The organism is Mucilaginibacter antarcticus (assembly GCF_042686155.1).
Classification (GTDB): Bacteria; Bacteroidota; Bacteroidia; order Sphingobacteriales; family Sphingobacteriaceae; genus Mucilaginibacter; species Mucilaginibacter antarcticus.
Genome location: NZ_JBHUON010000009.1, coordinates 14,059 through 40,701, shown reverse-complemented (window position 1 = coordinate 40,701; position 26,643 = coordinate 14,059). Strand labels below are relative to the sequence as shown.

The 26,643-nt window shown below is 44.2% G+C and carries 25 protein-coding genes; 18 read left to right on the top strand and 7 right to left on the bottom strand.

Going from position 1 to position 26,643, the window contains the following annotated elements; genetic code table 11:
* Positions 1-16 precede the first annotated feature (16 nt).
* The gene (locus ACFSYC_RS09225) at positions 17-739 is read left to right on the top strand and encodes an RluA family pseudouridine synthase (protein ID WP_377126135.1); all 723 of its coding nucleotides are present in this window, start codon (positions 17-19) and stop codon (positions 737-739) included.
* 41 nt (positions 740-780) lie between these two features.
* Here ACFSYC_RS09225 and ACFSYC_RS09220 read toward each other — a convergent pair whose 3' ends face one another.
* Together ACFSYC_RS09220 and ACFSYC_RS09215 are read right to left on the bottom strand one after the other, a co-directional pair.
* Positions 781-1,023, bottom strand: a complete 243-nt coding sequence (locus ACFSYC_RS09220) for a hypothetical protein (RefSeq protein WP_377126132.1) — start codon at positions 1,021-1,023, stop codon at positions 781-783.
* On the bottom strand, positions 1,007-1,306 hold the full coding sequence (locus ACFSYC_RS09215) for a nucleotidyltransferase family protein (RefSeq protein WP_377126129.1): 300 nt from the start codon (positions 1,304-1,306) through the stop codon (positions 1,007-1,009). The genes ACFSYC_RS09220 and ACFSYC_RS09215 overlap by 17 nt, the downstream gene beginning before the upstream one ends.
* A 113-nt stretch (positions 1,307-1,419) precedes the next feature.
* On the opposite strand from ACFSYC_RS09215, the gene ACFSYC_RS09210 reads away from it, so the two are divergent.
* From ACFSYC_RS09210 to ACFSYC_RS09195, 4 genes are all read left to right on the top strand, one after another.
* Complete coding sequence (locus ACFSYC_RS09210) at positions 1,420-2,844, top strand: alpha/beta hydrolase family protein (RefSeq protein WP_377126126.1); 1,425 nt, start codon at positions 1,420-1,422, stop codon at positions 2,842-2,844.
* 96 nt (positions 2,845-2,940) lie between these two features.
* Positions 2,941-3,447 carry a hypothetical protein gene (locus ACFSYC_RS09205; protein WP_377126123.1) on the top strand — a complete coding sequence of 169 codons (507 nt, stop codon included), beginning with the start codon at positions 2,941-2,943 and terminating at the stop codon, positions 3,445-3,447.
* Between the two features lie 57 nt (positions 3,448-3,504).
* Positions 3,505-4,083 (top strand): phosphoribosylglycinamide formyltransferase, encoded by a 579-nt coding sequence (gene purN / locus ACFSYC_RS09200; RefSeq protein ID WP_377126120.1) that lies wholly within the window; start codon positions 3,505-3,507, stop codon positions 4,081-4,083.
* 80 nt (positions 4,084-4,163) lie between these two features.
* A complete protein-coding gene (locus ACFSYC_RS09195; protein ID WP_377126117.1) occupies positions 4,164-5,393 on the top strand; it encodes an MFS transporter in 1,230 nt (409 codons plus the stop codon).
* Positions 5,394-5,395: 2 nt separating this feature from the next.
* Here ACFSYC_RS09195 and ACFSYC_RS09190 read toward each other — a convergent pair whose 3' ends face one another.
* Positions 5,396-5,809: a hypothetical protein gene (locus ACFSYC_RS09190; protein ID WP_377126114.1), complete on the bottom strand. Its 414-nt coding sequence runs from the start codon at positions 5,807-5,809 to the stop codon at positions 5,396-5,398.
* 147 nt (positions 5,810-5,956) lie between these two features.
* On the opposite strand from ACFSYC_RS09190, the gene purH reads away from it, so the two are divergent.
* From purH to rodA, 6 genes are all read left to right on the top strand, one after another.
* Positions 5,957-7,483, top strand: a complete 1,527-nt coding sequence (gene purH, locus ACFSYC_RS09185) for a bifunctional phosphoribosylaminoimidazolecarboxamide formyltransferase/IMP cyclohydrolase (protein WP_377126111.1) — start codon at positions 5,957-5,959, stop codon at positions 7,481-7,483.
* 215 nt (positions 7,484-7,698) lie between these two features.
* Positions 7,699-8,721, top strand: coding sequence for a rod shape-determining protein (locus ACFSYC_RS09180; RefSeq protein WP_214071454.1), 1,023 nt, complete (start codon positions 7,699-7,701; stop codon positions 8,719-8,721).
* Between the two features lie 83 nt (positions 8,722-8,804).
* On the top strand, positions 8,805-9,641 hold the full coding sequence (gene mreC, locus ACFSYC_RS09175; RefSeq protein WP_377126107.1) for a rod shape-determining protein MreC: 837 nt from the start codon (positions 8,805-8,807) through the stop codon (positions 9,639-9,641).
* A complete protein-coding gene (locus ACFSYC_RS09170) occupies positions 9,634-10,152 on the top strand; it encodes a rod shape-determining protein MreD (RefSeq protein WP_377126104.1) in 519 nt (172 codons plus the stop codon). The genes mreC and ACFSYC_RS09170 overlap by 8 nt, the downstream gene beginning before the upstream one ends.
* The gene (gene mrdA / locus ACFSYC_RS09165; RefSeq protein ID WP_377126101.1) at positions 10,149-12,137 is read left to right on the top strand and encodes a penicillin-binding protein 2; all 1,989 of its coding nucleotides are present in this window, start codon (positions 10,149-10,151) and stop codon (positions 12,135-12,137) included. Before ACFSYC_RS09170 ends, mrdA begins: the two co-directional genes overlap by 4 nt.
* On the top strand, positions 12,134-13,411 hold the full coding sequence (rodA, locus tag ACFSYC_RS09160) for a rod shape-determining protein RodA (protein WP_377126098.1): 1,278 nt from the start codon (positions 12,134-12,136) through the stop codon (positions 13,409-13,411). Before mrdA ends, rodA begins: the two co-directional genes overlap by 4 nt.
* Before the next feature lie 56 nt (positions 13,412-13,467).
* On the opposite strand, the gene ACFSYC_RS09155 is transcribed toward rodA, so the two are convergent.
* Positions 13,468-14,568 (bottom strand): hypothetical protein, encoded by a 1,101-nt coding sequence (locus tag ACFSYC_RS09155; RefSeq protein WP_377126095.1) that lies wholly within the window; start codon positions 14,566-14,568, stop codon positions 13,468-13,470.
* Positions 14,569-14,645: 77 nt separating this feature from the next.
* Between ACFSYC_RS09155 and ACFSYC_RS09150 the strand changes: the two genes are divergently transcribed.
* From ACFSYC_RS09150 to ACFSYC_RS09130, 5 genes are all read left to right on the top strand, one after another.
* A complete protein-coding gene (locus ACFSYC_RS09150; RefSeq protein ID WP_377126092.1) occupies positions 14,646-15,227 on the top strand; it encodes a thymidine kinase in 582 nt (193 codons plus the stop codon).
* Positions 15,228-15,339: 112 nt separating this feature from the next.
* Complete coding sequence (locus tag ACFSYC_RS09145; protein WP_377126089.1) at positions 15,340-15,711, top strand: response regulator; 372 nt, start codon at positions 15,340-15,342, stop codon at positions 15,709-15,711.
* 102 nt (positions 15,712-15,813) lie between these two features.
* Positions 15,814-16,437 (top strand): peptide-methionine (S)-S-oxide reductase MsrA, encoded by a 624-nt coding sequence (gene msrA, locus ACFSYC_RS09140; RefSeq protein ID WP_377126086.1) that lies wholly within the window; start codon positions 15,814-15,816, stop codon positions 16,435-16,437.
* Positions 16,438-16,558: 121 nt separating this feature from the next.
* Positions 16,559-17,077 carry a peptide-methionine (R)-S-oxide reductase MsrB gene (gene msrB, locus ACFSYC_RS09135; protein ID WP_377126083.1) on the top strand — a complete coding sequence of 173 codons (519 nt, stop codon included), beginning with the start codon at positions 16,559-16,561 and terminating at the stop codon, positions 17,075-17,077.
* 47 nt (positions 17,078-17,124) lie between these two features.
* The gene (locus ACFSYC_RS09130) at positions 17,125-17,355 is read left to right on the top strand and encodes a DUF4287 domain-containing protein (RefSeq protein WP_377126080.1); all 231 of its coding nucleotides are present in this window, start codon (positions 17,125-17,127) and stop codon (positions 17,353-17,355) included.
* 25 nt (positions 17,356-17,380) lie between these two features.
* Here ACFSYC_RS09130 and ACFSYC_RS09125 read toward each other — a convergent pair whose 3' ends face one another.
* The 3 genes from ACFSYC_RS09125 to ACFSYC_RS09115 form a co-directional block, all read right to left on the bottom strand.
* On the bottom strand, positions 17,381-18,928 hold the full coding sequence (locus ACFSYC_RS09125) for a CotH kinase family protein (RefSeq protein WP_377126077.1): 1,548 nt from the start codon (positions 18,926-18,928) through the stop codon (positions 17,381-17,383).
* Positions 18,929-19,034: 106 nt separating this feature from the next.
* Entirely contained in the window at positions 19,035-19,613 is a 579-nt protein-coding gene (locus ACFSYC_RS09120; protein ID WP_377126074.1) for a helix-turn-helix domain-containing protein, read from the bottom strand.
* 7 nt (positions 19,614-19,620) lie between these two features.
* Complete coding sequence (locus tag ACFSYC_RS09115) at positions 19,621-21,819, bottom strand: glycoside hydrolase family 3 C-terminal domain-containing protein (protein WP_377126071.1); 2,199 nt, start codon at positions 21,817-21,819, stop codon at positions 19,621-19,623.
* Between the two features lie 203 nt (positions 21,820-22,022).
* Between ACFSYC_RS09115 and ACFSYC_RS09110 the strand changes: the two genes are divergently transcribed.
* Together ACFSYC_RS09110 and ACFSYC_RS09105 are read left to right on the top strand one after the other, a co-directional pair.
* Positions 22,023-25,037 (top strand): glycosyl hydrolase, encoded by a 3,015-nt coding sequence (locus ACFSYC_RS09110; protein WP_377126068.1) that lies wholly within the window; start codon positions 22,023-22,025, stop codon positions 25,035-25,037.
* 56 nt (positions 25,038-25,093) lie between these two features.
* Positions 25,094-26,533 carry an arabinose isomerase gene (locus ACFSYC_RS09105; RefSeq protein ID WP_377126065.1) on the top strand — a complete coding sequence of 480 codons (1,440 nt, stop codon included), beginning with the start codon at positions 25,094-25,096 and terminating at the stop codon, positions 26,531-26,533.
* Positions 26,534-26,643 lie beyond the last annotated feature (110 nt).

The following is a 26,643-nucleotide window of genomic DNA, read 5'->3' as shown; positions in this document are numbered from 1 at the left end:
TCGCAATTCACCATACATGTCACGACCAGAATTTAGATACGTTAGTTACGATATTACCGATAAGGATGTACTATATGAGGACAATCACCTTATTGCGATAAACAAACGCGCGGGCGAAATTGTGCAGGTTGATGACACCGGCGATGAGAGCCTTGACGATAAGGTTAAAAAATATATTGCCAAAAAATACGACAAACCCAATGGCGCTTTCTTAGGTGTGGTACACCGGTTAGACAGGCCTGTTAGTGGTGTGATACTTTTTGCAAAAACCAGTAAAGCTTTAGAGCGGATAAACAAAATGTTTAAAGCCCGCGAGATGCATAAAACTTATTACGCCGTAGTACGCAAACGCCCCAGCCCCGAGGCCGGCACCCTGATACATTACCTGATTAAAAATCCGCAGAAAAACGTTACCAAGGCACACGATAAAGAAGTAGTGGGCAGCCAACGCGCTGAACTGCATTATAAATTGGTTGGCGAGCTGGATGGTTATTATTTAATAGAAGTAGATCCGATCACCGGTCGCCCGCACCAGATCAGGGTACAACTATCAACTTTGGGTAGCCCTATTGTTGGCGATAACAAATACGGTTATCCGCGTGGCAGCCTGCGCAAAAGCATTTGCCTGCACGCCCGCCGCCTGCAATTTATCCATCCCATAAAAAAAGTACCGATACTGATTACCGCCCCCGTACCTCAAGACGGATTTTGGGAAAAGTTTGAGGGTATGATGGGGTAGGTGAATTATAAATTTTCTTTCGCATTACGACCAACACAATCTTATTTATTACTGGAATGCGGTATTGTCCAACGAGAACCTTTGCCGTTTGCTTGATAAGCATGTGGAATTAACCCTTTTCTTAAGATTTTTCGGAGCGGTAACCCAGACCTAAGGTTACTGTTGTTGAGGATACTGGCGTTTTCAAGTAAAATATTTGCTTCAACGGGTTGAATATTATCTCTTTTATTCTTGATAAGAAAACTATCCAGATAATTAACGATTGTATCAATATCTGCTTTCATAAATAAGTATTTTATCTTTTGTTATAAAAGGCTGAATATGCTTAGACACCGCTTTGGATGAGACCAGATCAACTTTTTTATGTAACATCTGTTGAAGCTCCGCCTGCATGGTGACAAAGCCAAGACCAATATGCTTAGAATAGTCCAGATCTACTAAAATATCTACATCGCTATCCCGTTCAGCTTCATTTCTGGCAAAAGAACCAAACAGGTAAGCCTTAATAACGGGTTGCCCCGAAAAATAATCTTTAACTATCTGAATGTCATTAGCCGATAACTGCATATTATACAAATATAACACAAACACCTGCAGTTTACTTTGTTGAATGTTTTTTTGTAATAAAAGCCAACGCCAAACAACTAATTTGTTTTACATTGTCTTACTATTTAAATACCATGAACCTTAAAACCGTCTTCCTATTACCTTTATGTTTCGCTGTCTGCATCTATAAACTATCTGCCCAGGCCCTGCCCTCCAAAACCCGCTGGGAGGGTAAGTTAGGCGAGCTCAAAATTGTGTTGCGTGTGTTTGAAGACAGTGTATCTAAGGAAAATAAAGCCGAGATAGACGTACCACAGCAAATGGCTTTGGGCTTAAAGGTTTCTAAACTTACTATCACCAACGATAGTATTACGGCTTTTATACAAACTATAAATGCCGGCTATAAAGGCAGGCTGAACGCCGCCAAAACAGAACTTACCGGCACCTGGCAGCAAGGCGGCGGTAGCATACCACTAATATTAAAACAGGTTTCAGCCGAAATTAAACGGCTGCAAACACCTAAAGCACCATTTCCATATCTGGAAGAAAAAATTGTTTATTACAATCAGGACAAATCAATACAATACGGCGCTACCTTAACCCTACCCAAGTCAGCTAAACCGGTGCCCGCGGTAATTTTGATAACCGGATCTGGCCCTGAAGACCGCGACGAAACCATTTTTGACCATAAACCGTTTTGGGTAATTGCAGATCATTTAAGCCGCAATGGTATAGCCGTATTAAGGGTTGATGACCGTGGCGTTGGCCAAACTACCGGCGGCGACCCTAATGCTACTTCGGCTGACTTTGCCAAAGATGTTTTGGTCGGGATAGACTACCTGAAAAAGCATGCAGGCATCGACACTAAAAACATTGGCCTGATAGGCCATAGCGAAGGCGGCGTTATTGCCCCATTGGCGGCTTTACAATCAAACGATGTTGCATTTATAATTAGCCTTGCCGGTATCGGCGTTAAGGGCAGTGATATAATGCATAAACAAAAATACGACGCTTATAAAAAGACCGGGCAATTTACTGAAGACGAATTAAGCAAAATAACAGCGCTTGATAAAGGATTGATGGCCGCTGCCGCTAAAACAACAAGCAATGAAGAGCTAAGCGCCCTTCTAAAAAATGTATTCACTGAATGGAAAGCGCAACAAACTGAAAGCTTTTTGAAAAAAATGGGTTTCGTCGGACCCAATGAAGGAATAATAATCAGCCGACAGGTAGGGGCCTATTTTAGCCCCTGGATGCGCTATTTTATCGCTTATGATCCGGCAATAACCTTAACTAGACTCACTATCCCGGTCTTGGCACTGAACGGCGAAAAAGATGTACAGGTTGATGCTGCAACAAACCTTGCCGGTTTTAATTCGTTGCTTACCCAAGCAGGCAACAAACATTTTAAGGTGATGCAGATGCCCGGCCTAAACCATCTCTTTCAGCAAGCAACAACCGGCGAAGTTGGCGAATATGGCGAAATAGAAGAAACCATATCGCCCGAAGTGTTAGACATTATGACCAAATGGATTCAGACCTTAAAACCGCGTAAATAGACACTATCAAAATAATAGTGGCGTAAAACAGTTATAATTGCCCGGCGTTGTAACATCAATGAGCATTAATTTTTACTTTTGCGCTCGGTTTAACAAATGAAATACAAATTACCATTCACGCTGATATTTGGGTTACTGGCAATTAACCTGTTGGTTAACTCGTGCAAAAAAGAACAGCGTAACACTTTACCTACCTTATTAACTACCGGCGGGGCCTGGCAGCTGGCATCTGTACAGTATACTATTTTGGTAGGTGATACTGTGAAGCTGGACACTGCCCTAAACATTGACTGCGATACCACCCAGATATTTACCTTTACTGCCGACAATAACTGCACCTACACCAACTTTAATTGCAAAGTGCAACCCACTGCCAGGGGTAAGTGGCAGCTTAGTCAAAACCGTTTATTCTTAAACTCGACCGTGGTTTGCCAGGATACAACTGCCGCGGGCAGCTCAACCCCATTTAGCAACGCGCAAATTGTTAACCTTGGCGAATATTCGTTAGTGTTGCGTACGGGCGATTTACAAAACTTTAATAATGGTGCCCGACGAAAAGTTATTCGCTACGGTTTTGTACGACAAAAAGCTTCGGTACAATAGTGTTTAAAATAGTTAAACCATTATATTTGAGCGACAACTAAACTATAATTTGCCATTTTGAAAAAACGTATAGCCATTTTTGCTTCCGGATCAGGATCAAATGCCCAGAAAATAATGGAGCATTTTAAACGCAGTGCAGATGCCGAAGTTGTATTGATATTAACCAATAACCCACAGGCTTACGTATTGCAACGCGCTGATAACTTTGAAATACCATCGCACATATTTAACCGCCAGGAATTTTATGAAACAGACGAGATCATCCGGATGCTTAAAACCTTGCAGGTTGACCTGATTGTACTGGCCGGCTTTTTATGGCTGGTACCGCAAACTTTATTGGCGGCATTCCCTAACAAAATTATTAACCTGCACCCTGCCCTGCTACCCAAATTTGGCGGCAAAGGCATGTACGGCGATAATGTTCATAAAGCTGTTTTAGAGCAAGGCGAAGAAGAATCGGGTATTACTATCCACTTCACAAACGCGGAGTTTGATGAAGGCGAGATCATCCACCAGTCAAAGTTTAAAATTGAACCGGGTGACAATCTGGAGATGATAAAATTTAAAGGCCAGCAACTGGAGCATCAATACTTCCCAAAAGTGATTGAAAACTTGCTGAAGAAGATGAAGAGTTAAGATTTGTGAAGATTAGGTACTGAAGATTGAACATTAGGTGTATTTTAGCCGCGCCAATTTTACCCATTCTTATACAATTCATGACCATAAAACCTGTAAACAACAGCATTTTCCAGCTTGCTGTTATTGTTAGCGCCTTAGGTTTCTTTGTTGATACTTACGACCTTTTATTATTTGCCATCATCCGTAAACCCAGCCTGGCCGCGCTTGGGCTAAGCCCTGCCGATATTGTTTCTGACGGCGAATTGTTGATTAGCGTACAGATGATAGGCATGGTGATAGGTGGTATCATCTTTGGTATTTTAGGCGATAAAAAAGGCAGGTTAAAGGTTCTGTTTGGGTCGATATTACTATACTCTTTAGCTAACATTGCAAACGGTATGGTTACCACACTTAACCAATACATTGTTTTAAGGTTTATTGCTGGCATAGGCCTGGCCGGCGAACTTGGCGCGGGTATCACATTAGTGAGCGAGCTTTTACCCAAAGAAAAACGCAGTACGGCAGCGGGCTTCATTGCCGGGTTTGGTTTATTCGGCGTGGTTGCAGCGTCCATCATCAGTAAAATGGTTGATTGGCGCATGTGCTACTATATAGGCGGTGTTCTGGGTCTTGTATTATTGCTGATGCGGATACAGGTGCAAGAGAGCAGCATATTTAAACACGTACAGCAAGAGGCTAATATTAGCAAAGGTAACTTCCTGATGTTTTTTAATAACCGCAAACGCTTTGCAAAATACATGCGCTGTATACTGATAGGTCTGCCGGTATGGTATATCATAGGCATACTTGTCACTTTTTCAGACCAGTTTGCCAAAGCCATGGGTATTGAGGGTGTAGAACCCGGCACGGCGATAATGTACCTATACATGGCCATAGCCGCCGGCGATTTCAGCGTAGGCTGGTTAAGCCAGCAGCTACAAAGCCGCAAAAAAACCTTGTTTATATTTTATGGCATAGCCATGGTGTTTACCGTGCTTTACTTTCTGCAACATGGCGGCAGCCCGGGTTGGTTTTATTTCATCTGCGCGGGCCTTGGTTACGGTGCGGGATTAAATGTGGTGTACATTACCAGCAGCGTAGAGCAGTTTGGCACCAACCTGCGTGCGTCGGCAGGTATTAGTATTCCAAATATGGTCCGTGGTACTTTGCCATTAATGATATTGTTTTTCAAGTTTACCCGCGAGCTCTTTGGCAGCTACTTAACAGGCGGTTGGGTAACCGGTTTGATTATCTTTTCAATCGGCATTACCGCTGCCTGGTTGCTGGACGAAACATATGGTAAGGAGTTGGATTTTACGGAGGTGTAAGCTTATTTCTGCTTTATAAACCTTATACCACACCCTTCAATACAAGCAACTGGTATATACTGGTTTATGGTCAATGTATCGTGTCTGATGGTATAAAAAAAGCCCAATTCCACTTCGGTATTACTCTTTAAATCAAAATCGTGCTCTTTAAAAGTAAAAAGTTTATGATTGGGGTACATATTACTTTTAAATAAGCCGCTATTATAAAATTGCAGATACCCCTTATCATTATCAGCAACTTTAGTCCATACACCCGGGCCTCCTGATGAGATATAATTAGCATCGAGTTTCCATGTTCCGTTTAACGATCCGTCTACAGACTGGTCTGATTTTTTACAGCCACCGATTACTAATACTACCGCTATAAACAAGGTGCAAAGTGTGGTATTCATCGGTTTCATCTTTTGGATAGTCATGGTTTTTATCGGAGTTTATTTATTGTTAAACGGTTGTGATATCCGTAACGCTACAACGAAGGTACAATTTTTACAAAAAAAACTAACCGCCAATCACCAATCTGTAATCTCTAATCCATACCTTTGCGGCTCAAAAAACCCCAGTAAATGAGTCAGTCCGTTGCCATTAAAAATGCCCTAATTTCAGTTTATTACAAAGATAACCTGGAACCCATTATTCAAGAGTTAAACCGCTTAGGTGTAAATATTTACAGCACTGGCGGTACCGAAACTTTTATACGCAGCCTTGGGGTCAATGTTATAGCTGTTGAGGATCTTACCTCTTACCCATCAATTTTAGGTGGCCGTGTAAAAACCTTACACCCGAAAGTGTTCGGCGGCATTTTAAATCGCAGAAGCAATGAAAGCGATCAGGAGCAAATTGCGCAATATGAGATCCCGGAGATTGACCTGGTAATTGTTGACCTTTACCCTTTCGAAGAGACGGTAGAGTCTGGCGCAGGCCATGATGATGTGGTCGAAAAGATCGACATCGGCGGTATCTCTTTAATTCGCGCGGCTGCTAAAAACTTTAAGGATGTCGTTATCCTGGCATCGAAAGATGATTACCAGGAGCTGGACGAGATGCTGAAAGCACAAAACGGCACCACTACTATTGATCAGCGTAAACGCTTTGCTCAAAAAGCATTCAATATAACTTCAAACTACGACACGGCTATATTTCAATACTTTAACCGTGACGAGCCAATGCTTGCATTTAAACAGAGCATTTTAACCAGCCGTACGCTTCGTTATGGCGAAAACCCGCATCAAAAAGGAGTATTTTACGGTAATCTTGATGCCATGTTTAACAAACTGAACGGTAAAGAATTATCATACAATAACTTAGTGGATGTTGACGCAGCTGTAGCCTTGATAGACGAGTTTACTGAGCCAACCATCGCCATATTAAAACACACTAACGCTTGTGGTATTGCTACCCGCCAATTTATTAAAGAAGCCTGGCTTGACGCTTTAGCTTGCGACCCGGTTTCTGCCTTTGGCGGCGTGATCATTGCCAATGCTGAGATTAACGCTGAGACAGCAACCGAGATCAGCAAACTATTTTACGAGGTATTAATAGCACCTGCTTACACTGACGAAGCCATTGAGGTCCTTCAATCGAAAAAGAACCGTATTATTTTGGTTCGTCAGCCAGTGGAGTTACCAAACAAGCAATTTAAAACTTTGCTGAACGGTGTTATTGAGCAGGACTTTGATAGAACTATTGAAGGCCCGGAGCAAATGACGCCGGTTACTAACCGCAAACCAACCGAGGCTGAGTTAAAAGACCTTTACTTTGCCAACAAAGTGGTAAAACATACCAAATCAAACACCATCGTTTTTGCTAAAAACAACCAATTAATGGCAAGCGGTGTTGGCCAAACATCAAGGGTCGACTCACTAAAACAAGCAATTATTAAAGCAGAAAGCTTTGGCTTTGATCTTAACGGCGCTGTCATGGCTTCCGACGCTTTCTTCCCATTCCCTGATTGTGTTGAACTGGCAGCAGCTGCGGGTATAACTGCAGTTTTACAACCGGGCGGTTCAATTAACGACAAGTTATCTGTTGAAATGTGCGATCAGAAAAACATTTCGATGGTGACTACTGGTGTGCGTCACTTTAAACACTAATTTTTTAGTGTTTAGCACTAAGTTGATTAGGTAATTAATGAATTAAAAAAATCGATAAAGTAAACTATTTATACCCCGCCCAACGTTAAAGGGTTGTTGTTTAAATAAATTTGAGATTTTTTAAATATTTCAAAATACCCACTTAGTTAATCAACTTATTGCAACTTAATCAACTATATTTAACAACTTTGCAAATTATTTGAAGCAAACGAAAAATGGGGTTATTTAATTTTTTCACACAAGAAATTGCTATAGATCTGGGTACGGCAAATACACTTATCATACATAATGACAAAGTTGTTGTTGACGAACCGTCGATAGTGGCTTTTGACCGCACTACCAATAAGGTTATTGCTATTGGGCGCCAAGCCATGCAAATGGAAGGCAAAACCCACGACAATATCCGTACTGTGCGCCCGCTTAAAGATGGTGTAATAGCCGACTTTAACGCTGCCGAGCACATGATACGGGGCATGATAAAAATGATTAACCAGGGTAAAGGATGGTTTTTTCCATCGTTACGTATGGTTATCTGTATCCCATCGGGCATTACCGAGGTTGAGAAACGTGCCGTACGCGACTCGGCCGAGATTGCCGGAGCAAAAGAAGTTTACCTGATTCACGAACCTATGGCCGCAGCCGTTGGTATTGGTATTGATGTTGAGGAGCCTATGGGTAACATGATTATTGATATTGGTGGTGGTACTACCGAGATTGCCGTTATAGCCCTCTCTGGTATTGTGTGCGATCAGTCTATCCGTGTTGCGGGTGATAACTTTGACTCAGATATTGTTCAATACATCCGTCGCCAGCACAACATCATGATTGGCGACCGTACTGCAGAGAAAATTAAGATTGAGGTTGGCGCCGCTCTGCCTGAGTTAAGCGACCCACCTGCTGATTTTGCCGTACAAGGCCGTGATTTAATGACCGGCGTACCTAAGCAGATCATGGTATCATATACCGAGATTGCGCATTGCCTGGACAAATCGATCTCGAAAATTGAAGAAGCGATTTTGAAAGCATTGGAGATCACTCCGCCCGAGCTATCAGCAGATATTTACCAAACCGGTATTTACTTAACCGGCGGTGGTGCATTGCTCCGCGGTTTAGACAGACGTATATCAGCCAAAACAAAACTACCTGTACACGTTGCCGAAGATCCGCTACGCGCCGTAGTACGTGGGACCGGTACCGCGCTAAAAAATATTGGTAACTTTAAGTTCCTTATGCAATAATTAAGATGTGAGATTTGAGATATGAGAACCATTCAAATTTTATGTCTCATGTTTCAAATCTCACGTCTCGAATCTAACAACAGATGCGCAATCTCCTCATCTTCATCAGTAAGTACAACGCGTTTTTTCTGTTTATTATTTTTGAGGTTGGTGCGTTAATTGTTTATATCAAGTACAACTCTTTTCAAAAAGCATCATTTATAAACAGCACCAATCAGGTTACCGGGTCGCTGTATACACGGTACGATCAGCTACGCAGCTACATCTTTTTGCGCGAGGTAAATGACAGCCTTTCGCGCGAAAATGCCCGCCTGCATACTCAGCTCAAAGCATCTTTTTATATTGATTCTGCAGCGCGCCATAAAATTACAGACACGGTTTATAAGCAACAGTATGAATATATTGACGCTGCTGTCATCAACAAATCCACCAACCGTCGTAATAACTACTTAACTATTAACCAGGGCAGCCGGGCCGGCATTGCCAAGGGTATGGGTGTTATCAGTTCGCAAGGGGTGGTAGGTAAAGTAATTTTGGTGGGCCAGTATATGTCTGTTGTGCAATCGTTGCTGCATAAAGAAACGGTTATTAGCGCGTCGCTGGCTGGCACCAATGAGCTTGGATCATTTACCTGGGGCGACAATCTTGACCCGCATATGGGTTTGTTATATGATGTATCAAACAATGCTACCCCAAAGGTTGGCGATCTGGTCGTGACTTCTGATCGTTCGCTATTCCCAACAGGCATCCCGATAGGAAAAATAGCTAGCTTAAAATCTAAAACCGCTAAAGGTTTATTTTTAAACATGGACGTAGCCATTGCTGTCGATTTTGGCAAACTACAATATGTTTACGTTATAAATAATAAATTGGCGGCAGAGCAATTGGGGCTGGAGGCTCAGGAGAAAAAAGATGAGTAGGACAATCATAATTAATCTTATACGATTTATCGCGTTGCTATTTATACAGGTATTTTTATTAAAAAACATTTCGCTGTATAATCTTTCTACTCCCTACCTGTATATCCTGTTTGTATTGCTATTACCTTTTGAAACGCCTAACCTGGTGCTTTTTATACTGGCCTTTATAACCGGTTTAACCGTAGATGCTTTTTATGATACCCCCGGCTTGCATACCAGCGCCACGGTATTACTGGCTTTTGTGCGGATACTGTTTATTAGCATTACGGTACAAAAAGACGGGTTTGACAATGAGCCCGAACCTACACTTAGCCTGATGGGTTTTAGATGGTTTTTTACCTACGCTTTGGTACTTACTTTCTTTCACCACCTGTTTTTATTTAACATGGAGGTTTTTAGGTTTAACGAGTTGAGTTATACGCTTAGCCGGGTTGCGCTAAGCACCTTATTTACTATATTTCTGATACTAATTTCGGGTTTGTTATTCTTTAAGCGAAAAGAGCGTATATGAACCAGTTTTTTGAGCGCAGATACATTATAGGAGGGATATTCATAGCACTGTCCTTCATACTGCTGGGGCGTCTTTTTTACATCCAGATTGTTGACGACAGGTACGAGCTATACGCTCACAAAAACGTTATCCGCCAGGTAATACAATACCCTGCCCGCGGCCCCATACTTGACCGTAACGGTGTTTTAATGGTAAGCAATGCCTTGGTGTATGACATCAGCGTAATACCGCGCGAGGTTAAAGCTTTAGATACCCTTGAGTTTTGTAAGTTATTAGGGATAGACACGGCAGATTTTAATAAACGTTTAATCAAGGCCAGGAAATACTCACCCAACCTGCAATCACCTTTTTATAAGCAGATCTCGCCGCAATTATTTGCGTCATTGCAAGAAAGGCTGTCAGAGTTTCCGGGCTTCAGGGTAGACCCTCACCCTATCCGCATCTATCCCGACTCTTGTGCTGCGCAGTTTTTAGGGTACATTGGTGAAATAACGCAATCAAAAATTGAAAAGTCGGGCGGTTACTATCGTTTAGGCGATTACATAGGAATTACAGGAGTAGAAGCTTCCTACGAAGCAGAGCTGCGTGGCCAACGGGGTGTTCAAAACAAAATCGTGGATTCGCGCGGGATACCAAAGGGATCATACGCTGATGGTGCTTATGATACGCTGGCTGTGCCCGGCGAACGTTTAACATCGTCCCTTGATTCACGGATACAAAAGCTAGGCGAAAAGCTAATGAAAAATAAGGTGGGTAGCATTGTAGCTATTGAGCCGTCCACCGGCGAAATATTGTGCTTTGTAAGCAGCCCTACTTACGATCCTAATTTAATGATAGGCGGGCCAGACAGGGGCGCTAACTATACCATGTTGTATAAAGACCCGCAAAAACCGTTATTGGTTCGTCCTATAATGGGCACTTATCCACCCGGATCGTCTTTTAAACCCCTCAGCGCATTGGTTGCTTTGCAAGAAGGAATCATAACTCCGCAAACAACTTATTTATGCCCAGGCAGATATTTGGCTAACCGTGGTAAGCCTAAATGTACGCACGTGCATGGGTTGGTAAACCTGAGTAGCGCCATTGCCGAATCATGCAACGGCTACTTTGCCATGGTTTTCGAGAGATTAATTAATGCCGGAGGCTATAAAAACACCGAAGCTAACTACACCAAATGGCGCGAGAGCGTTATGAATTTTGGCTTAGCCCAAAAACTACACCTTGACCTGCCAAGCGAATTAAAGGGTTACCTGCCTGTTGCCGGTTTTTATGACAAAGCCTACCGAAAGGGCGGCTGGCGATCAAGCACCATACTGTCGCTAGCCATTGGCCAGGGCGAGGTTGATGCCACACCACTACAGTTGGCTAATATTGAATGTGTGATAGCTAATCATGGTTTTTATTATAAACCACACTTAATTAAAAGCATAGGCGCTAAAAAGATTATTAAGGACGAATACCTGTTAAAAAACAACGTGGGCATTAATGCCGAATACTTTGAGCCTGTGATAAACGGTATGCAAAGCGTGGTGGACTATGGCACTGCACATGGCTCTAAAATACCAGGTGTAACTATGGTGGGTAAAACCGGTACTGCTCAAAAAGTTGGCCAGGCCAGAAACAACTCGGTATTTGTAGCTTATGCCCCACGCATAAACCCTAAAATAGCCATCTGCGTGGTAGTTGAAAATTCCGGCGACGGGGGTACGTGGGCAGCGCCTATTGCCAGCTTTATTGTCGAAAAATATTTAAAGGACAGCATCACCCGCCGCGAGTCGGGCATTACGCCTGATTATTACATCAACTCAAACCTTTTGCCCGAAGTAAAGGTAAAAGACAAAAAGGCTATACAGGCCGACAGCATCCGCAAGGCAAAAGCAGACTCTGTTAAAAAATTGAATCTCAAATCGGCAAAGATACCGGCACGTAAAACTAGTGCTATAGCTAAAGTCGTTGCTATGCTACCTAACCAAAAAAGACGATGAATAGTAACCAGCAACGCAGCTTCTTTTTTAATGTAGACTGGCTTACAGTATTAATTTACCTGGTGCTTTGCGCCATTGGGGTGCTCAGCATCCATTCGGCTGTTTATGACCCAAATCATTCATCGTTTGTTGATTTGGATACCAACTATGGCAAGCAGTTTATTTTTGTAATAATAGCTGTTGTGGTTGGCATATTTATACTATTATTAGAGAGCCGTTTCCTTTCGGCCCTGGCCCCTGCCATGTATGTGGTTACCACAGTATTGCTCATTGTAGTATTGGTTATAGGGCGAAACGTAGGTGGCAACCAAGCCTGGATCTCGTTACCCGGCGGCTTTAGGCTGCAACCGTCAGAGTTTGCCAAGTTTGCTACCTGTTTGTTGCTGGCGCGCTATTTAAGCGGCGCCAATGTAAAAGTGAGCGAACCAAAATCGTTCGCCATTGCAGCGGGCATCATCTTTTTCCCGATGATGTTTATTTTACTGCAGCCGGATGCGGGCTCAACCCTGGTGTTTAGCTCGCTGCTGTTTGTGTTATACCGGGAGGGCCTGTCGCCTTACTTTTTGATATTAGAAGGGCTGTTCATCCTGCTGTTTGTACTAACGCTTAAAGTGGCTAATCTGCCTATTATTATTGGCGGCATTGTCGCTTTAGCTGTCCTACTGATGTGGCTATTGCGCCGCAACCGTAAAATGATGTTTACCATGCTTGTTGGCGCGGGGATATTAATAATCTTTGTTTTTAGTGTACAGTTTTTATATACCAAGGTGCTTAAACCGCACCAAAAATCACGTATAGATATTGTACTGGGCATCACCAGCGATCCGCGGGGCAAGGGGTATAATGTTAACCAGTCAAAAATTGCCATAGGCTCGGGCAAGCTTTGGGGCAAGGGTTATATGCAGGGCACACAAACCAAGTACTCATTTGTACCGGAGCAAAGCACCGATTTTATTTTTTGTACCGTTGGCGAGGAATTTGGTTTTGCCGGGTCTTTGGTAGTGCTTAGCCTTTACCTATTGCTGGTACTGCGTATTATTTACATCGCCGAGCGGCAACGATCGCCCTTCTCCAGGATCTATGCTTATGGGGTTGGTTCCATCATCTTTTTCCACGTGTTTATCAATATCGGTATGACGATAGGCATAGTACCGTCTATCGGTATCCCCTTACCGCTGATCAGCTATGGAGGGTCATCATTAATAAGCTTTACTATTATGCTGTTCATCCTTATCAAGCTTGATTCAAACCGGATGGGCATGATATATGCCTAGGAAACCAAGGTCAGTCGTCTCCACGAAACGCAGTTAGAACACTAGCTACACCAACCTTAACTGTATCTTCTTTTTAAAAGCGTGAAGAACTTTTCCGTAGTATCGGGCTTATTATCCCAGCCATTTTTAATAGTGTAATTTTTATTCAGGAAACGATTAGCCTCTTCAAAAGTGTTAAACCGGTTCAATATCTCAATAGCTTCGCTGTAAGCCAAGCTGTAGCCATTAAACAGATCTTTTATATAAAGTAACTTATCATTTAAAGTAATGGCTTGTTTAAGGTTGGTTACCGGTTGTAAATTGCTTTGCTCACTAACGTTATTGCTGTTGCCTAACTGTGCCGACATCCGTTGATTAATGGTAAACACCTCGTCTTTTTCTTTAACAGGTGCTTCGGCCTTTAACTCAAGATTTACCTCAGGCATAGGCTTTGGCTCGGTAAAGGACTGTTTGCCTATTTCAATGGCTATACGTTCTTCGGCGTCTTCTTTTACTATAGTAGTTTCAGATACTGGCGGTACTTTCAGGACTGCTTCATGCGCCTCAACAGCTTCATCATTATCTTCCACCTCTATTAAATCCTCGTCATCGTAAAGCTCTTCACTTTCATCAACCACAAGCTCGTGGCGTATCACTTCAGGCGCTTCGATCTTAAAAGAAAAAGAGCCTTTAGCTGCAGATGGTGTAGTGTCTAAAGTAGCGGCTTCATCAACTTCAGGCTCCGGCAATTTTGATTCGCGCTTTGGTTGCCGTACAACGGGTTCAAAAAACTTTTCGGCAGTAAGCGCCTTTATTTTCTCAAGGGCTCTTTCAACTTGCTCGGCGTTTCTCTTTACGGGTGTGGCGGGTGGTTGGGCTTCTGCAACCGGTTGTTGCAACATTACAGGTTGCTGTGGTACCGGCGGGGCTTGCGGTAAAGCAGGCATTACATGTGGCGGCAACTGGTGGGTAACTTTGTCTTTTGCTTCAGCTTTGTTTCTTTGGCTAAGCTTATTCAGTATTTCGGCATGGTCTTTTAAAAAGTGCGCGTTGGCAACAAACAGCTCCAACTCCAGGTCGTTAATATTGTCCGGATTATTGGTCTCGATATATTTATATTGTTCGTTCAGCTCGGTTAAGATGCTGCCTATTTTTTTAAATACTTCCAGTTGCTTCATTATATTACTTAAGGAAAAAATGCTTACCAAAATTAAGCATTAAAATTCTGATATTAGGCGTTCACAAAAAGTTTGCCATGCAGCCTACCGAAGAGTTATTTAAGCGAAAAAATGAAAGCGGTGGCGGTATCGAAGTTATTTGCGGGTCTATGTTTTCTGGCAAAACAGAGGAGCTGATACGCCGGATAAACCGGGCCCGTTATGCCAAACTGAGTGTAAAAATATTTAAACCCAAGCTGGATATCCGTTATGACGAAAACGATGTTGTATCTCATAACGCCACAACCATTAACTCAACTCCGGTGGGCAAATCAGCCGAAATATTATTACTTACAGGCCATGCACAGGTTGTTGGTATTGACGAAGCGCAATTTTTTGACAACAAACTGCCCGAAATTTGCACCACCTTGGCCAACAAAGGCATCCGTGTGGTTATAGCCGGTTTGGATATGGACTTTAAAGGCCGCCCCTTTGGCCCCATGCCTACACTAATGGCCATTGCCGAATCTGTTACCAAGGTGCACGCCGTATGCATGCGTTGCGGCAATCCGGCGCTATACTCCTATCGCCTGGTGCCCGGTAAAGACAAGGTACTGCTTGGCGAAAAAGAAAGTTATGAGCCACGTTGCCGGGTTTGCTATAACAGTAAAACGTTTTAATTGCTCTCTCTTCCGGTCTTATTCGTCATAAAACCTGATAAAAATTTACGCCGAGATAAAACAAAAACCCTGCTATTGGTTGTTATATGAGTAAATATACACCTATACAACAATGGCCAAAGTATTAGTAATTGAGGATGACAAAGACATTAGAGACTCTATTGTGTATGTATTAGAAGAGGAAGGTTATGAGGTTGTCTCTTCTGAAAGTTCGAAAATTGTGAAATCTATCCATGAGATTAAGCCTGATATACTATTACTTGACAATTGGTTAACTGAATGGAAGAGCGATGCCAACGGCGAGCAAATAAGCCGTGAGTTAAAAAGTGATCCCGCTACCAGCCACATACCCATCATCATCATATCTGCAGTAAGCAATATCAAAGAAATTGCCGAAGCGGGTTTAGCTAACGATTACCTGCGTAAGCCGTTTGACCTATCGGCACTTAGTGATATGGTCAAGAAACACATCATTCCTGCCTAACAAGAACATTCGCGATTGTCAACCCTATCTCACAATCGGTAAAAAGCGTACATTTATACAACGTTAGGCAACCGGCCCCAAAGTTTTTTACGTTAGTACGGTATGATAAAGAAAATAATCTGTTTGTTAATGCTAGTGCAATTAGGCACTTCAGCGTTAGTCGCCAACGGTAAAAGCAATACTATAAAACCAGCCGCTGTTGATACAGCTACTTTTGCTACCGGTTGTTTCTGGTGTACCGAAGCTAAATTTCAGCAATTAAAAGGGGTAAAAAAAGTAATGTCGGGCTACACGGGTGGCACTGTTAAAAACCCATCGTATGAGCAGGTTTGCACCGGCAATACCGGGCATGCCGAGGCTTGCAATATCATTTATGATCCTAAAGTAATAAGTTACGATGAGCTGCTCGAAGCATTTTTTGTAGCACATGATCCTACCCAGCTTAACCGCCAGGGGAATGACGTTGGCACGCAGTACAGGTCGGCGGTATTTTATCATAACGCGGCACAGAAAGACAAAGCCAATTTTTACATCAGCAAGCTAAATGTTGCTAAAGCCTATAAAACCAAAATAGTAACCCAGGTTGTGCCGGCAACAGCGTTTTATAAAGCCGAAAACTATCACCAAAACTATTATAACCTTAATGGCAGCCAGCCCTATTGCAAATCCGTGATACAGCCCGAGCTGGAGAAATTTAAAAAGGTATTTGCTACCAAAATTAAGTAATATCGTTCGTCTCTTTTTGCTAATTGGCTACTCAATTACTAAAAATTCAAAACTCTAAACATTATACGTTAATAAAGGCTGCAAAAGGCCTTGTTATAAACTCCTATCAACAAAAAGATTTATGAAACACAGAACGTTATATTTAGGATTGATGCTATGCGCGACGCAAAGCCTTTCGGCACAAAATATTAAAACGGAAAAGGGTCATGAAAATAACCCATACTATTCCAACACGGATACCAAACATATTAAAGTGAGCGATGCCGAATGGAAAAAAATACTAACACCTAAGCTGTATGCCACCGCCCGCGAAGCTGCAACAGAGGAGGCCTTTAAAGGTAAATTATGGAACGCCACCACAAAAGGCACCTATTACTGCGCGGTATGCGGCAATACGCTTTTCCGCTCTGACGCTAAGTTTGCAAGCGATTGCGGCTGGCCAAGCTTTTTTGAACCGGTGCGTAAAAACAGCGTTTTGTATAAACAAGATAACACTTACAACATGGTACGTATAGAGGTACTTTGCGCGCGTTGCGACTCGCACCTGGGCCACATTTTTGACGATGGACCGGCGCCTACTTATAAACGATTTTGCATGAACTCGATATCGCTGGATTTTAAGCCAGATGGTTTAAAATAATTTGATACAATACGTTTATATTTGGTTAAACTAATACCAATAAACCTATGTCATTCCAGGGATATTTAGATAACATCCAGGCTAAAACAGGCCAATCGCCTGAGGATTTTAAACAACTTGCCGGGCAAAAAGGCTACACCGAAGGCGGTGTACTTAAAGCCACAACCAAAGCCGGCGATATTGTCAAATGGCTTAAAGAAGATTTTGATTTAGGGCACGGCCACTCCATGGCGGTATTTGCCCTGTTAAAAGGCATAAAAAAAGAGGGCGATAAATAAGCCCTCTTTTTTTGTAAGGTCTGTTTTAGTATTTCCCAATATTGGCGTCTATCCAGGCAACACGCTTGGTCATAAACTCTTTTAAATAAGCAACTTCCTTGTCATAATCGCCTAAAAAAACGGCGTTAGGATATACATACTTGTCTAATATAGGCCACCTTTTAAAGTTCTGACCGGCAGATAATTTAAGGTACTTAGCATTATAATCAATATCAGCGAAAATCTGTTGCACCTCTTTAGTGCGCATCGCTGCCCATTTTGCCCGCCACTTAAAGTTCCAGGCAGGGTCTTGCGCCAGGCGCAGCATCCAAACACCATTGCGGGTATACCAACCCTCGGGCAACTTAGAGTTAGAGTAATCGCAGTTACCCATGCTGATATCAAAATCCCATATAGGGCCCATACCCAGCTTGCTGCCTGCATTTTTATGATAAAAAATACTACTAAAATCCCATGAGTCCTGATTCTTAAGGGTCTCTTCTACCGCGTACCAACGCATAAATGAATCCGGATCTATATACTTAGCATAACCGTTAACAGGGTCTGTCCAGTTATTGCCCACCAACGCGTCTTCAGTATCCTGAATATATTTCTGAATATAAACAAACTGATCAGCAGTAAGCTCTTCCGGATCTTTCATACTAAAAGGCAACATTTTGGTTGTACGCCACCTGGTAAGTGCATCGTACTTATAATCAACTTCCAAAAGGTAGCCACCGGTAACATCGGCCGCTTTTAATGCACCAATGTTTACCCTATTTTCATGTATCTCTACACTACTGGTTAACTGGTAATTGCCCCAATATTTGCCATTTAAAAACACTTCGACAAAACGACTTTGTGGTGTAAAGTCGGCACCTATGCGTCGCCCTAAATCAAAGGCAAGCTTATTGCGCATCATGGTTTTGTCGTTGTAGTTGGCCAGTAATGCCCAATCTTTGGCAGCAGGCATGCCTAACATTGCGGTCTTGCTGTTTAATTTAATCTTGTAAGGCTTTTTTGGATAGGTCCAGGTAGAGTTACCGCGGCCCTTAATTTGCATTGGGATAGTAGCTACGGCCTGCTCAAAACCATTATTTGCATCAATAACTACGCTGCCGTTAATATAAGTGTCTCTGGTAGTGACATCGGCCCCCGTACTGGTGGTAATATATAATATGGGCAAACCGGTAAATACCCTTATAATTACTTTGTAGGTTTTTTTACTACCTTTTTGGGATGTAAGGTTATATAATACTGTTTTTGTAAAATCTGTAACGGTGGTACCGCTAACCTGGGCAGCATCGGCTACCTTAACGGTGGTACCGGCCGTTTTTAGGGTGAAGCTTAATACCAGTTTTTTGTCGTTAAGCGTGTCTGGCACAATGGCAACTACCGAGTCGCCGGCTATGACACAGGTAATGTCGGCAGTAATTTTACCGGCATTATTCTTAGCCTCTATTTTAACTTCGTTAAAAGCTACATCATCCAACGTACCGGTTGTTGGAGTGTTAGTATTAGGGTAGGTAACCGTGTTTTTACAGCCATACATCGTGGCTGCAACTAACAACGTTAGCAGTAAACATCTTTTCATTGTCAACAGTAAATCAGGGACTGCAAATATAACTAATTAGTTATTAAGCACCTATAAAAAGGCAAACGTTTTTAAAAGCTATAAATGTATCCGTGCATTTGATTGATCACACAAAAATATCCAGGTAGGTCACGGCTTCGGCAACCGGCATAATACCATGCTTTTGTAAGGCGTTGAAATACAGACTATCACCCTTTTTTAACACATATTCGATTTCCCCAACGGTCATTTTCATTTCGCCGTCAATTACAAAAACAAACTCCTCTCCGTCGTGCGATACGCGGTGCGGCACCACATCATCCCGCCGGGCGGTGAACAAAAAGGGCTGCATCAGCTTTTCATGAAAATTAGCAGCATACGGGTAAACAGCATAACCCTTTTCGGTTAGGGTGATGTTGCGCATAGCCTCCTCCTGGGCGGTAAAAACAGTGCGTGCCCTGCCGTCCTGCTCTAACAGGTTTGATATGTTTGTGCCCAGCGTTTTGGCTATCTTAACCAATGCCGCTACAGAAGGCACAGCTTTGTTATTCTCAATCTTAGAGATCATACTTTTTGACAGATCGCTCGCATCAGCAATCTCTTGTAAAGTACGGCTCTGATTCATCCGCAACGCCCTTATCCTATCGCCAATTTGTATAAAACTTTCGGCGGGGCCACCGTTGGTTAGTATTTCATTATCATTCATCACTCAATTATTTACCGGCAACAACTTTAAACTGCGATTTAAGCCTGATATCGTCAGACGAGCTCCCCACCATCACATCAACAGGCTCCGCTTCAACCCTAAAATCATGGATTTTTTCATCATAAAACGCCAGTTTGCTGCCCGGTATGGTAAGGGTAACTTTTTTAGTTTGGCCCGGCGCCAAAGTAATGCGTTCAAAACCGCGCAGCTCTTTCATTGGGCGCTTTACACTTGGTGCAACATCATGCACATACAACTGCACCACTTCATCCCCGGCTACTTTGCCTGTATTTTTCACGTCGACGGTAGCGGTTATACTGCCATCTGCCTTAATTTGTTTAGCCGATAGTTTAAGGTTACTATAAGTAAAGCTAGTATAGCTTAACCCATGCCCAAAGGGAAACAGCGGCTTACCATTAAGATACATATAAGTAAACCCTTTGGTAACGTCATACTCATCCTGCGACGGTACCTGCTGTTCTGACGCATAAACCGTCAACGGCATTTTACCACCGGGATTAATGTTGCCAAACAGCGCGTCGGCAATGGCGTTACCGCCCTGCTCACCGGGCCACCAGGCCTCTAAAATTGCCGGTGCATTGTCTTTTACATAAGGGATAGTAAGCGGGCCGGCATTCATGAGCACCACAATAGTGCGCGGGTTAACAGCCAGCACCGCTTTAACCAGTTCTTCTTGGTTACCGGGTAAAGACAACGAAGTGCGGTCGCGGCCCTCGGCTTCAACATCAAGTGTTGTGCCTATGTAAAGGATAGCTACATCCGCTTTTTTAGCTATATCAACTGCTTTTTGCAGTTCTTCTTCTTTATTAAAAGGCGGCTGATTTCGGCGCGGCGGTGTAATTTCGGCACCGGCGGCATACAATACTTCGGTACCCGGCGCCATCCGGTTTTTAATGCCTTGTAAGGGGTTAACCGCGTCAATAGGTTTGCCACTGTAACCACCTGCCGTAAACATATTGGCATGCGGACCGATGACGGCGATGGTTTTAATCTTATTTCTATCAAGCGGCAAAATGCCGTTTTTGTTGGTTAACAGCACCATCGACTCTTGCGCTACCTTAAGCGATAGGGCAACATGCTCAGCATTGCCAATAACGCTAACGGGTATTGTGCTATAAGGCACCCGTTCGCGCGGGTCAAATTCGCCCAGTAAAAAGCGGTCGCGCATTACACGGGATAATGATTCATTTAGTTTAGCCTCTGTTAACAGGCCTTTATTTACCGCTATGGGGATGTATTGCATAAACTCTTTGTCAGAGAAATCGCAACCTGCGTTGATGGATTGTGCTACGGCTTCTTCATAACTCATTTTACCTTTCTCGTGGCCGGTAACCATAGTGTTTACACCGCCCAGATCAGACACCACAAAGCCTTTAAAACCCCAGCTATTTTTAAGTATATCCGTTAGCATCAGTTTATTAATATTATTCGGGATGCCGTTAATAGCGTTGTATGATGCCATTACAGATTGTGCGTTGCCTTCGACAATACAGTCTTTAAAATGCGGTAGCCAGTACTCGTGCAACATGCGCTCACTTACTGTCGCGCTACGGCTAAAACGGTCTTTCTCTACATTGTTTACGGCATAGTGTTTTAGGGTTGATACCAGTTTAAGATATTTGGGGTCATTGCCCTGCAAGCCCCTGACATAAGCTACGCCCACGCGGCCGGTCAGGAAAGGATCCTCGCCAAAACATTCGTTAATACGCCCCCAGTATGGGTTACGGCTGATATTGATCACCGGCGTGCGATAGATCAAACCCTTTTTTTCGCCCTGAAAGTTTGGGTCTGTATGCCAGCCGTTATAAATGGCTCGGGCTTCGTCTGATATCACGGTGGCTTCCTGATGGATCAGTTTGGTATTCCAGGTTGCCGCCAAGGCGATAGACACCGGGAACATGGTTGTTGGCCTGGTCCAAACTACGCCGTGCAGCGCCTGGTTCCATTTGTCTGATTTGATAGCAAAACGCGGTATCTCGGGCCCTACGTGGTTAAGGTATTGCGCCTTCTCCTCCAACGTCATGCGCGATATCAGGTCTTTAACCCTTGTCTCTACAGGCTGGGTGTAGTCCAGGTAAAGGGGCTTGTCTGCGGTTTGCGCTTGCAGGTTGGTGGCGCCTAAGGCCAAAAGGGTTAACAATAACGCGGCGCGACGTGCGCCATGGGCAAATTGGTTAGCTTTCATTCGGTTTAATTACAACAAGATAATTGGCGGGCGTTGAAACAAGGTTTATATCCATTCAACACTGTTGAACAAATTTATTAAAATGTTATTCATAGCCAAGCATTCGCCCCTTTTATTTATAAACAGAGACAGTAGGTGACAGTGCTTGTTTTGTAAACCGCTATATTAGCCAGTACCAATTAGCTGCCCCGCGGCCAACACCTATGAATAAAAAAACGGTTTTAACGTATCTACTAATAGCGGGCGCTTTGTGCACTCATGCCCAAAACATTACCAATCCAAAAACCGCGACGCTAAAGGCAGGCTTTGTTAATCCGCCAAACTCGGCCAAGCCGGGGGTATACTGGTATTTTATGGATGGAAACATGAACAAACGTTCCATGACCGCCGACCTTGAAGCCATGAAAAAAGCGGGCATTGGTAACCTGGTATTTTTAGAGGTAAACGTAGGGGTGCCCCGCGGAACGGTTGATTTTTTGAGCGATGAATGGCAGGATATGTTTAAACATGCCGTACGCGAAAGCGAGCGCCTGGGCATTGAGATAACCTTGGGCATTGGCCCGGGCTGGACAGGCAGCGGCGGCCCCTGGGTAAAACCCGCGCAATCTATGCTGCACCTGGTATCTAGCAGTACAACGGTAACCGGCGGGCAACAGAAAATTGTGTTGCCTGTACCTAAACCCAAGAACCCTTATTTTGGCGAAGGCGCTTTTACGCCCGAGCTAAAAAAAGAATGGAACGACTATTACGAGGATGTTGCCGTACTGGCCTACCCCACCCCAAGCGGTAATGAAAAGATTGCTGATGTAGATGAGAAAGCGCTTTACAAGCGTGCGCCCTACTCGTCTGCCCCCGGCGTGAAACAATATTTGCCGGCAGTAGCTGATTTCCCGGCGACGGCAGCGGGCACAGCTATTGACAAAGCCAAGATCATCGACCTGACAAAAAACATGCAGGCTGATGGCACGCTGAACTGGACACCCCGAGCAGGTAATTGGACCGTTATGCGTTTTGGCAGCCGTAACAATGGGGCCATTACCCGCCCTGCACCGGTACCGGGCCTTGGTTTTGAAGCTGATAAATTTGACACCCTGGCATTAAACGCCCATATGAATAATTACGTGGGCAAACTGCTGCGAAAAATAGGCACGCCGGATAAAAAATCATCAGGCGGGTTAAAGCGCCTGCACATGGATAGCTGGGAAATGGGCGCGCAAAACTGGACACCGAAATTTCGCACAGAGTTTATTAAGCGCCGGGGATATGATCCACTGCCATACTATCCGGTTTACTCGGGCAGCATAGTTGGTAACAGCGAGATCAGCGAGCGCTTTTTGTGGGACCTGCGCCAAACCTCTCAGGAGCTGGTGCTTGATAACCATGCCACCGCCACGAAAAATTACGCGCATAAAAATGGCATGAGCCTATCTATTGAGCCCTACGATATGAACCCTACTGCTGATTTAGAGCTAGGCGCTATTGCCGATGTACCCATGAGCGAATTTTGGAGCAAAGGGCTTGGGTTCAACTCGTCTTTCAGTGTGGTTGAAGCGACCTCTACCGCACACGTAAACGGGCGTTCGCTTTCCCCTGCAGAAGCTTTTACCGCGGAAAACAATGAGGGTTGGAAACAATATCCCGGCGCTATGAAAGACCAGGGCGATTGGGCTTTTGCTGCAGGGGTTAACCGCTTTGTGTACCACACTTTTCAGAATCAGTTTCTGCCGGATAGCCTGCGCCCCGGCGCGACCATGGGGCCTTATGGCGTGCATTGGGACCGTAACCAAACATGGTGGCCCATGGTGGGCGATTACCATCAATACATAAGCCGTTGCAGTTATTTGCTGCAGCAGGGCAATACGGTTGCAGATATTTTGTACCTGAACCCAGAAGGTTCGCCGCATGTGTTTAGACCCCCGTTTTCGGCATTTAAGGGTAATGATACAATACCTGATCGTAAAGGCTACAACTTTGACGGCTGCGCGCCGAGCCTGCTTTATCAGGCTACCGTTGTAAACGGCAACATCGTTTTTCCGGGTGGGGCAAGTTATAAGCTATTGGTACTACCGGCTGTCCCGACAATGACTCCCGCGTTGCTTACAAAAATCACAGCGCTGATAAAGGCAGGCGCTACCGTTGTTGGTTCACCGCCGCAAAAATCGCCAAGTTTGGTAAACTATCCGGCTTGCGACGCGCAGCTTAACGCGTTGGTTAAGCAAGTTTGGGGCGCAAGCGGCCATGCCGAACACCAAGCCACCCGCACTTACGGTAAAGGTAAAGTTATATGGGGCGGCGCGCTGGAAACTCAATTAGATAACCTGTACCCCGATTATGATTTGACGGCAACCATCCTGAACAGCATGGGCGTTAAGCTCGATTTTGAAACGGATGCACCATTACGTTATACCCACCGTGTATCATCAAACTGGGATGCCTATTTTGTGGCTAATACTTCTGCCGGTGAGGTAACAGCCAATATCAACCTGCGCGTAAGCAAGGGCACACCCCAACTTTGGGACCCGATAACGGGGAAAGTGATCAGCTTGCCCCAGCTTAAACGGCAGGGTGCTACCACTAATTTGTCATTGCAGTTTGCACCTCATCAAAGCTATTTTGTGGTATTTGCTAAAGATGCGCAGCCTGCAATCTCGAAAGCAAAAAACAAAAATTACAGTGCACCTAAAATAATCAACACCCTTAGCGGCGCATGGAACGTGGCTTTTGACCCTAAATGGGGCGGCCCAAAAAGCATAAACTTTGATGCTTTAACCGACTGGACCAAGCGCCCCGAAGACGGCATTAAACATTACTCGGGCACCGCTACCTACACCAAAACATTTAATATGCCGGTGATTAAAGCAAATGGCAAATACTACATAGATCTTGGCAACGTAAAAAACCTGGCGCAAGTTAAACTGAACGGCAAAGATCTGGGCATACTTTGGACAGCTCCATGGCGCAAAGAAATACCTGCATCGCTATTAAAAGCTAAAAACACAGTAGAGGTTGAGGTGGTAAACCTTTGGCTAAACCGCCTGATAGGTGATGACAGCATCCCCGACGATGGTTTTAAAAACGGCCGCTGGCCAGAGTGGCTGCTTAAGGGCCTGCCAAGGCCGGGCAAGCGTTACACCTTTGCAACGCACCAGTTTTATAATAAAAACTCGCCTTTGTCGCCTTCGGGGTTGACAGGGCCGGTAACGATAATTGAGATGTAAGTGCGTTAATTTAACGCGCTCTAGAGCGTTGAGAGAATTCAATAACTTAAAGACTAATGATGTCAACTACAAACAACACCGTTAAAATTGGCCTGTTCGGCATTGGCTTAGATACTTATTGGGACCAGTTTGAGGGCCTGGAAAGCCGCCTGCGTGGTTATGTTGACCAGGTAAGCGAGAAGCTAAACGGTTACGGTGCCGAGGTGGTTAACCTTGGCCTGATAGACAATGCCCAAAAAGCCTTTGAAGCCGGCAGCCGCTTTAAGCGCGAGGATGTGGAGCTGATATTTCTGTATGTTACCACCTATGCCCTATCGGCAACGGTGTTGCCGGTGGTAAAAAAGGCCAAAGTGCCCGTTATAGTGCTTAACCTGGCACCCGAAGCGGCCATTGACTATGACAGTTTCAATAACCTAAGCAACCGCACCGCCATGACAGGCGAATGGTTGGCCTACTGCTCTGCCTGCCCTGTGCCCGAGATTGCTAATGTGTTTAAACGCTCGGGCATTGCTTTTCATCAAATCACGGGTACCTTAAATGATGAACCGCAGGTATGGCGCGAGGTTGAGGACTGGATAGCTGCCGCAAATGTGGCGCACACCATGTACAACAATATACTGGGTGTAATGGGTAATTACTATGGCGGCATGCTGGATATTTACACAGATCTTACCCTGCAATGCGCAACCTTTGGCGGGCATATTGAGGTAATTGAAGTGGATGAACTTTCGGGCATCCGATCGACGGTTACCAATACTGAAATAGATAGCAAGCTAGCCAGTATTAACCAACAATTTGAGGTACAGGACGATTGCCCTGATGATGAATTACAACGCGCTGCCCGCACCGCAGTTGCTTTGGATAAGCTGGTGGCGAAATACAACCTGGGATCAATGGCCTACTACCACAAAGGCAGCGGCAACGGGGTTAACGAGGATACCATGACTTCTATCATTCTTGGAGCATCTTTACATACAGGCAGCGGCGTACCCATGGCGGGCGAGTACGAGATCAAAAACGCCCAGGCCATGAAGATCATGGATGCTTTTGGCGCGGGCGGCTCGTTTACAGAATGTTACGCCATGGATTTTAAAGACGATGTGGTACTGATGGGTCACGATGGACCCTGCCATACCGCCATCGCCGAAGGCAAAATAAAAGTTAAGCCTTTACAGGTTTATCACGGCAAGGTAGGCAAAGGATTATCGGTAGAGATGTCCGTAAAACACGGCCCGGTAACTTTACTGTCTGTTGTTGAAACTGGCGACGGCAAAATCATGCTATTAGTTGCCGAAGCAGCATCTGTACCCGGCCCGATATTGGAAATTGGTAACACTAACAGCCGCTATAAATTCAGCATCGGCGCGCGTACCTTTACCGAAACATGGAACGCTCACGGCCCTGCACACCACTGCGCCATCGGCAAAGGTCATATCGCCTCAAAAATTGAAAAGTTAAGTAAGCTACTTGGTATAAGCTGTATAAAAGTCTGCTAACGCCGGTTAAACCATTGCTATTTAATAAGTGGAATGAGTTTTGACACTTATATTAACCATTTGTAATGTTATAAAACACCAGTGCATAGGTTTGCAATAAAGTTTAATTT

What these genes read in the sequence shown, in the direction of transcription:
- rodA (WP_377126098.1), top strand. Translation starts at nt 12,134, where the DNA reads ATGAATAGTAACCAGCAACGCAGCTTCTTTTTTAATGTAGACTGGCTT.
- mrdA (WP_377126101.1), top strand. Translation starts at nt 10,149, where the DNA reads ATGAACCAGTTTTTTGAGCGCAGATACATTATAGGAGGGATATTCATA.
- purH (WP_377126111.1), top strand. Translation starts at nt 5,957, where the DNA reads ATGAGTCAGTCCGTTGCCATTAAAAATGCCCTAATTTCAGTTTATTAC.
- ACFSYC_RS09190 (WP_377126114.1), bottom strand. Translation starts at nt 5,809, where the DNA reads ATGACTATCCAAAAGATGAAACCGATGAATACCACACTTTGCACCTTG.
- ACFSYC_RS09225 (WP_377126135.1), top strand. Translation starts at nt 17, where the DNA reads ATGTCACGACCAGAATTTAGATACGTTAGTTACGATATTACCGATAAG.
- ACFSYC_RS09155 (WP_377126095.1), bottom strand. Translation starts at nt 14,568, where the DNA reads ATGAAGCAACTGGAAGTATTTAAAAAAATAGGCAGCATCTTAACCGAG.
- ACFSYC_RS09150 (WP_377126092.1), top strand. Translation starts at nt 14,646, where the DNA reads ATGCAGCCTACCGAAGAGTTATTTAAGCGAAAAAATGAAAGCGGTGGC.
- ACFSYC_RS09120 (WP_377126074.1), bottom strand. Translation starts at nt 19,613, where the DNA reads ATGAATGATAATGAAATACTAACCAACGGTGGCCCCGCCGAAAGTTTT.
- ACFSYC_RS09105 (WP_377126065.1), top strand. Translation starts at nt 25,094, where the DNA reads ATGATGTCAACTACAAACAACACCGTTAAAATTGGCCTGTTCGGCATT.
- ACFSYC_RS09210 (WP_377126126.1), top strand. Translation starts at nt 1,420, where the DNA reads ATGAACCTTAAAACCGTCTTCCTATTACCTTTATGTTTCGCTGTCTGC.
- mreC (WP_377126107.1), top strand. Translation starts at nt 8,805, where the DNA reads ATGCGCAATCTCCTCATCTTCATCAGTAAGTACAACGCGTTTTTTCTG.
- ACFSYC_RS09130 (WP_377126080.1), top strand. Translation starts at nt 17,125, where the DNA reads ATGTCATTCCAGGGATATTTAGATAACATCCAGGCTAAAACAGGCCAA.
- ACFSYC_RS09125 (WP_377126077.1), bottom strand. Translation starts at nt 18,928, where the DNA reads ATGAAAAGATGTTTACTGCTAACGTTGTTAGTTGCAGCCACGATGTAT.
- ACFSYC_RS09220 (WP_377126132.1), bottom strand. Translation starts at nt 1,023, where the DNA reads ATGAAAGCAGATATTGATACAATCGTTAATTATCTGGATAGTTTTCTT.
- ACFSYC_RS09110 (WP_377126068.1), top strand. Translation starts at nt 22,023, where the DNA reads ATGAATAAAAAAACGGTTTTAACGTATCTACTAATAGCGGGCGCTTTG.
- ACFSYC_RS09195 (WP_377126117.1), top strand. Translation starts at nt 4,164, where the DNA reads ATGACCATAAAACCTGTAAACAACAGCATTTTCCAGCTTGCTGTTATT.
- ACFSYC_RS09170 (WP_377126104.1), top strand. Translation starts at nt 9,634, where the DNA reads ATGAGTAGGACAATCATAATTAATCTTATACGATTTATCGCGTTGCTA.
- msrB (WP_377126083.1), top strand. Translation starts at nt 16,559, where the DNA reads ATGAAACACAGAACGTTATATTTAGGATTGATGCTATGCGCGACGCAA.
- ACFSYC_RS09145 (WP_377126089.1), top strand. Translation starts at nt 15,340, where the DNA reads ATGGCCAAAGTATTAGTAATTGAGGATGACAAAGACATTAGAGACTCT.
- msrA (WP_377126086.1), top strand. Translation starts at nt 15,814, where the DNA reads ATGATAAAGAAAATAATCTGTTTGTTAATGCTAGTGCAATTAGGCACT.
- ACFSYC_RS09115 (WP_377126071.1), bottom strand. Translation starts at nt 21,819, where the DNA reads ATGAAAGCTAACCAATTTGCCCATGGCGCACGTCGCGCCGCGTTATTG.
- ACFSYC_RS09180 (WP_214071454.1), top strand. Translation starts at nt 7,699, where the DNA reads ATGGGGTTATTTAATTTTTTCACACAAGAAATTGCTATAGATCTGGGT.
- ACFSYC_RS09215 (WP_377126129.1), bottom strand. Translation starts at nt 1,306, where the DNA reads ATGCAGTTATCGGCTAATGACATTCAGATAGTTAAAGATTATTTTTCG.
- ACFSYC_RS09205 (WP_377126123.1), top strand. Translation starts at nt 2,941, where the DNA reads ATGAAATACAAATTACCATTCACGCTGATATTTGGGTTACTGGCAATT.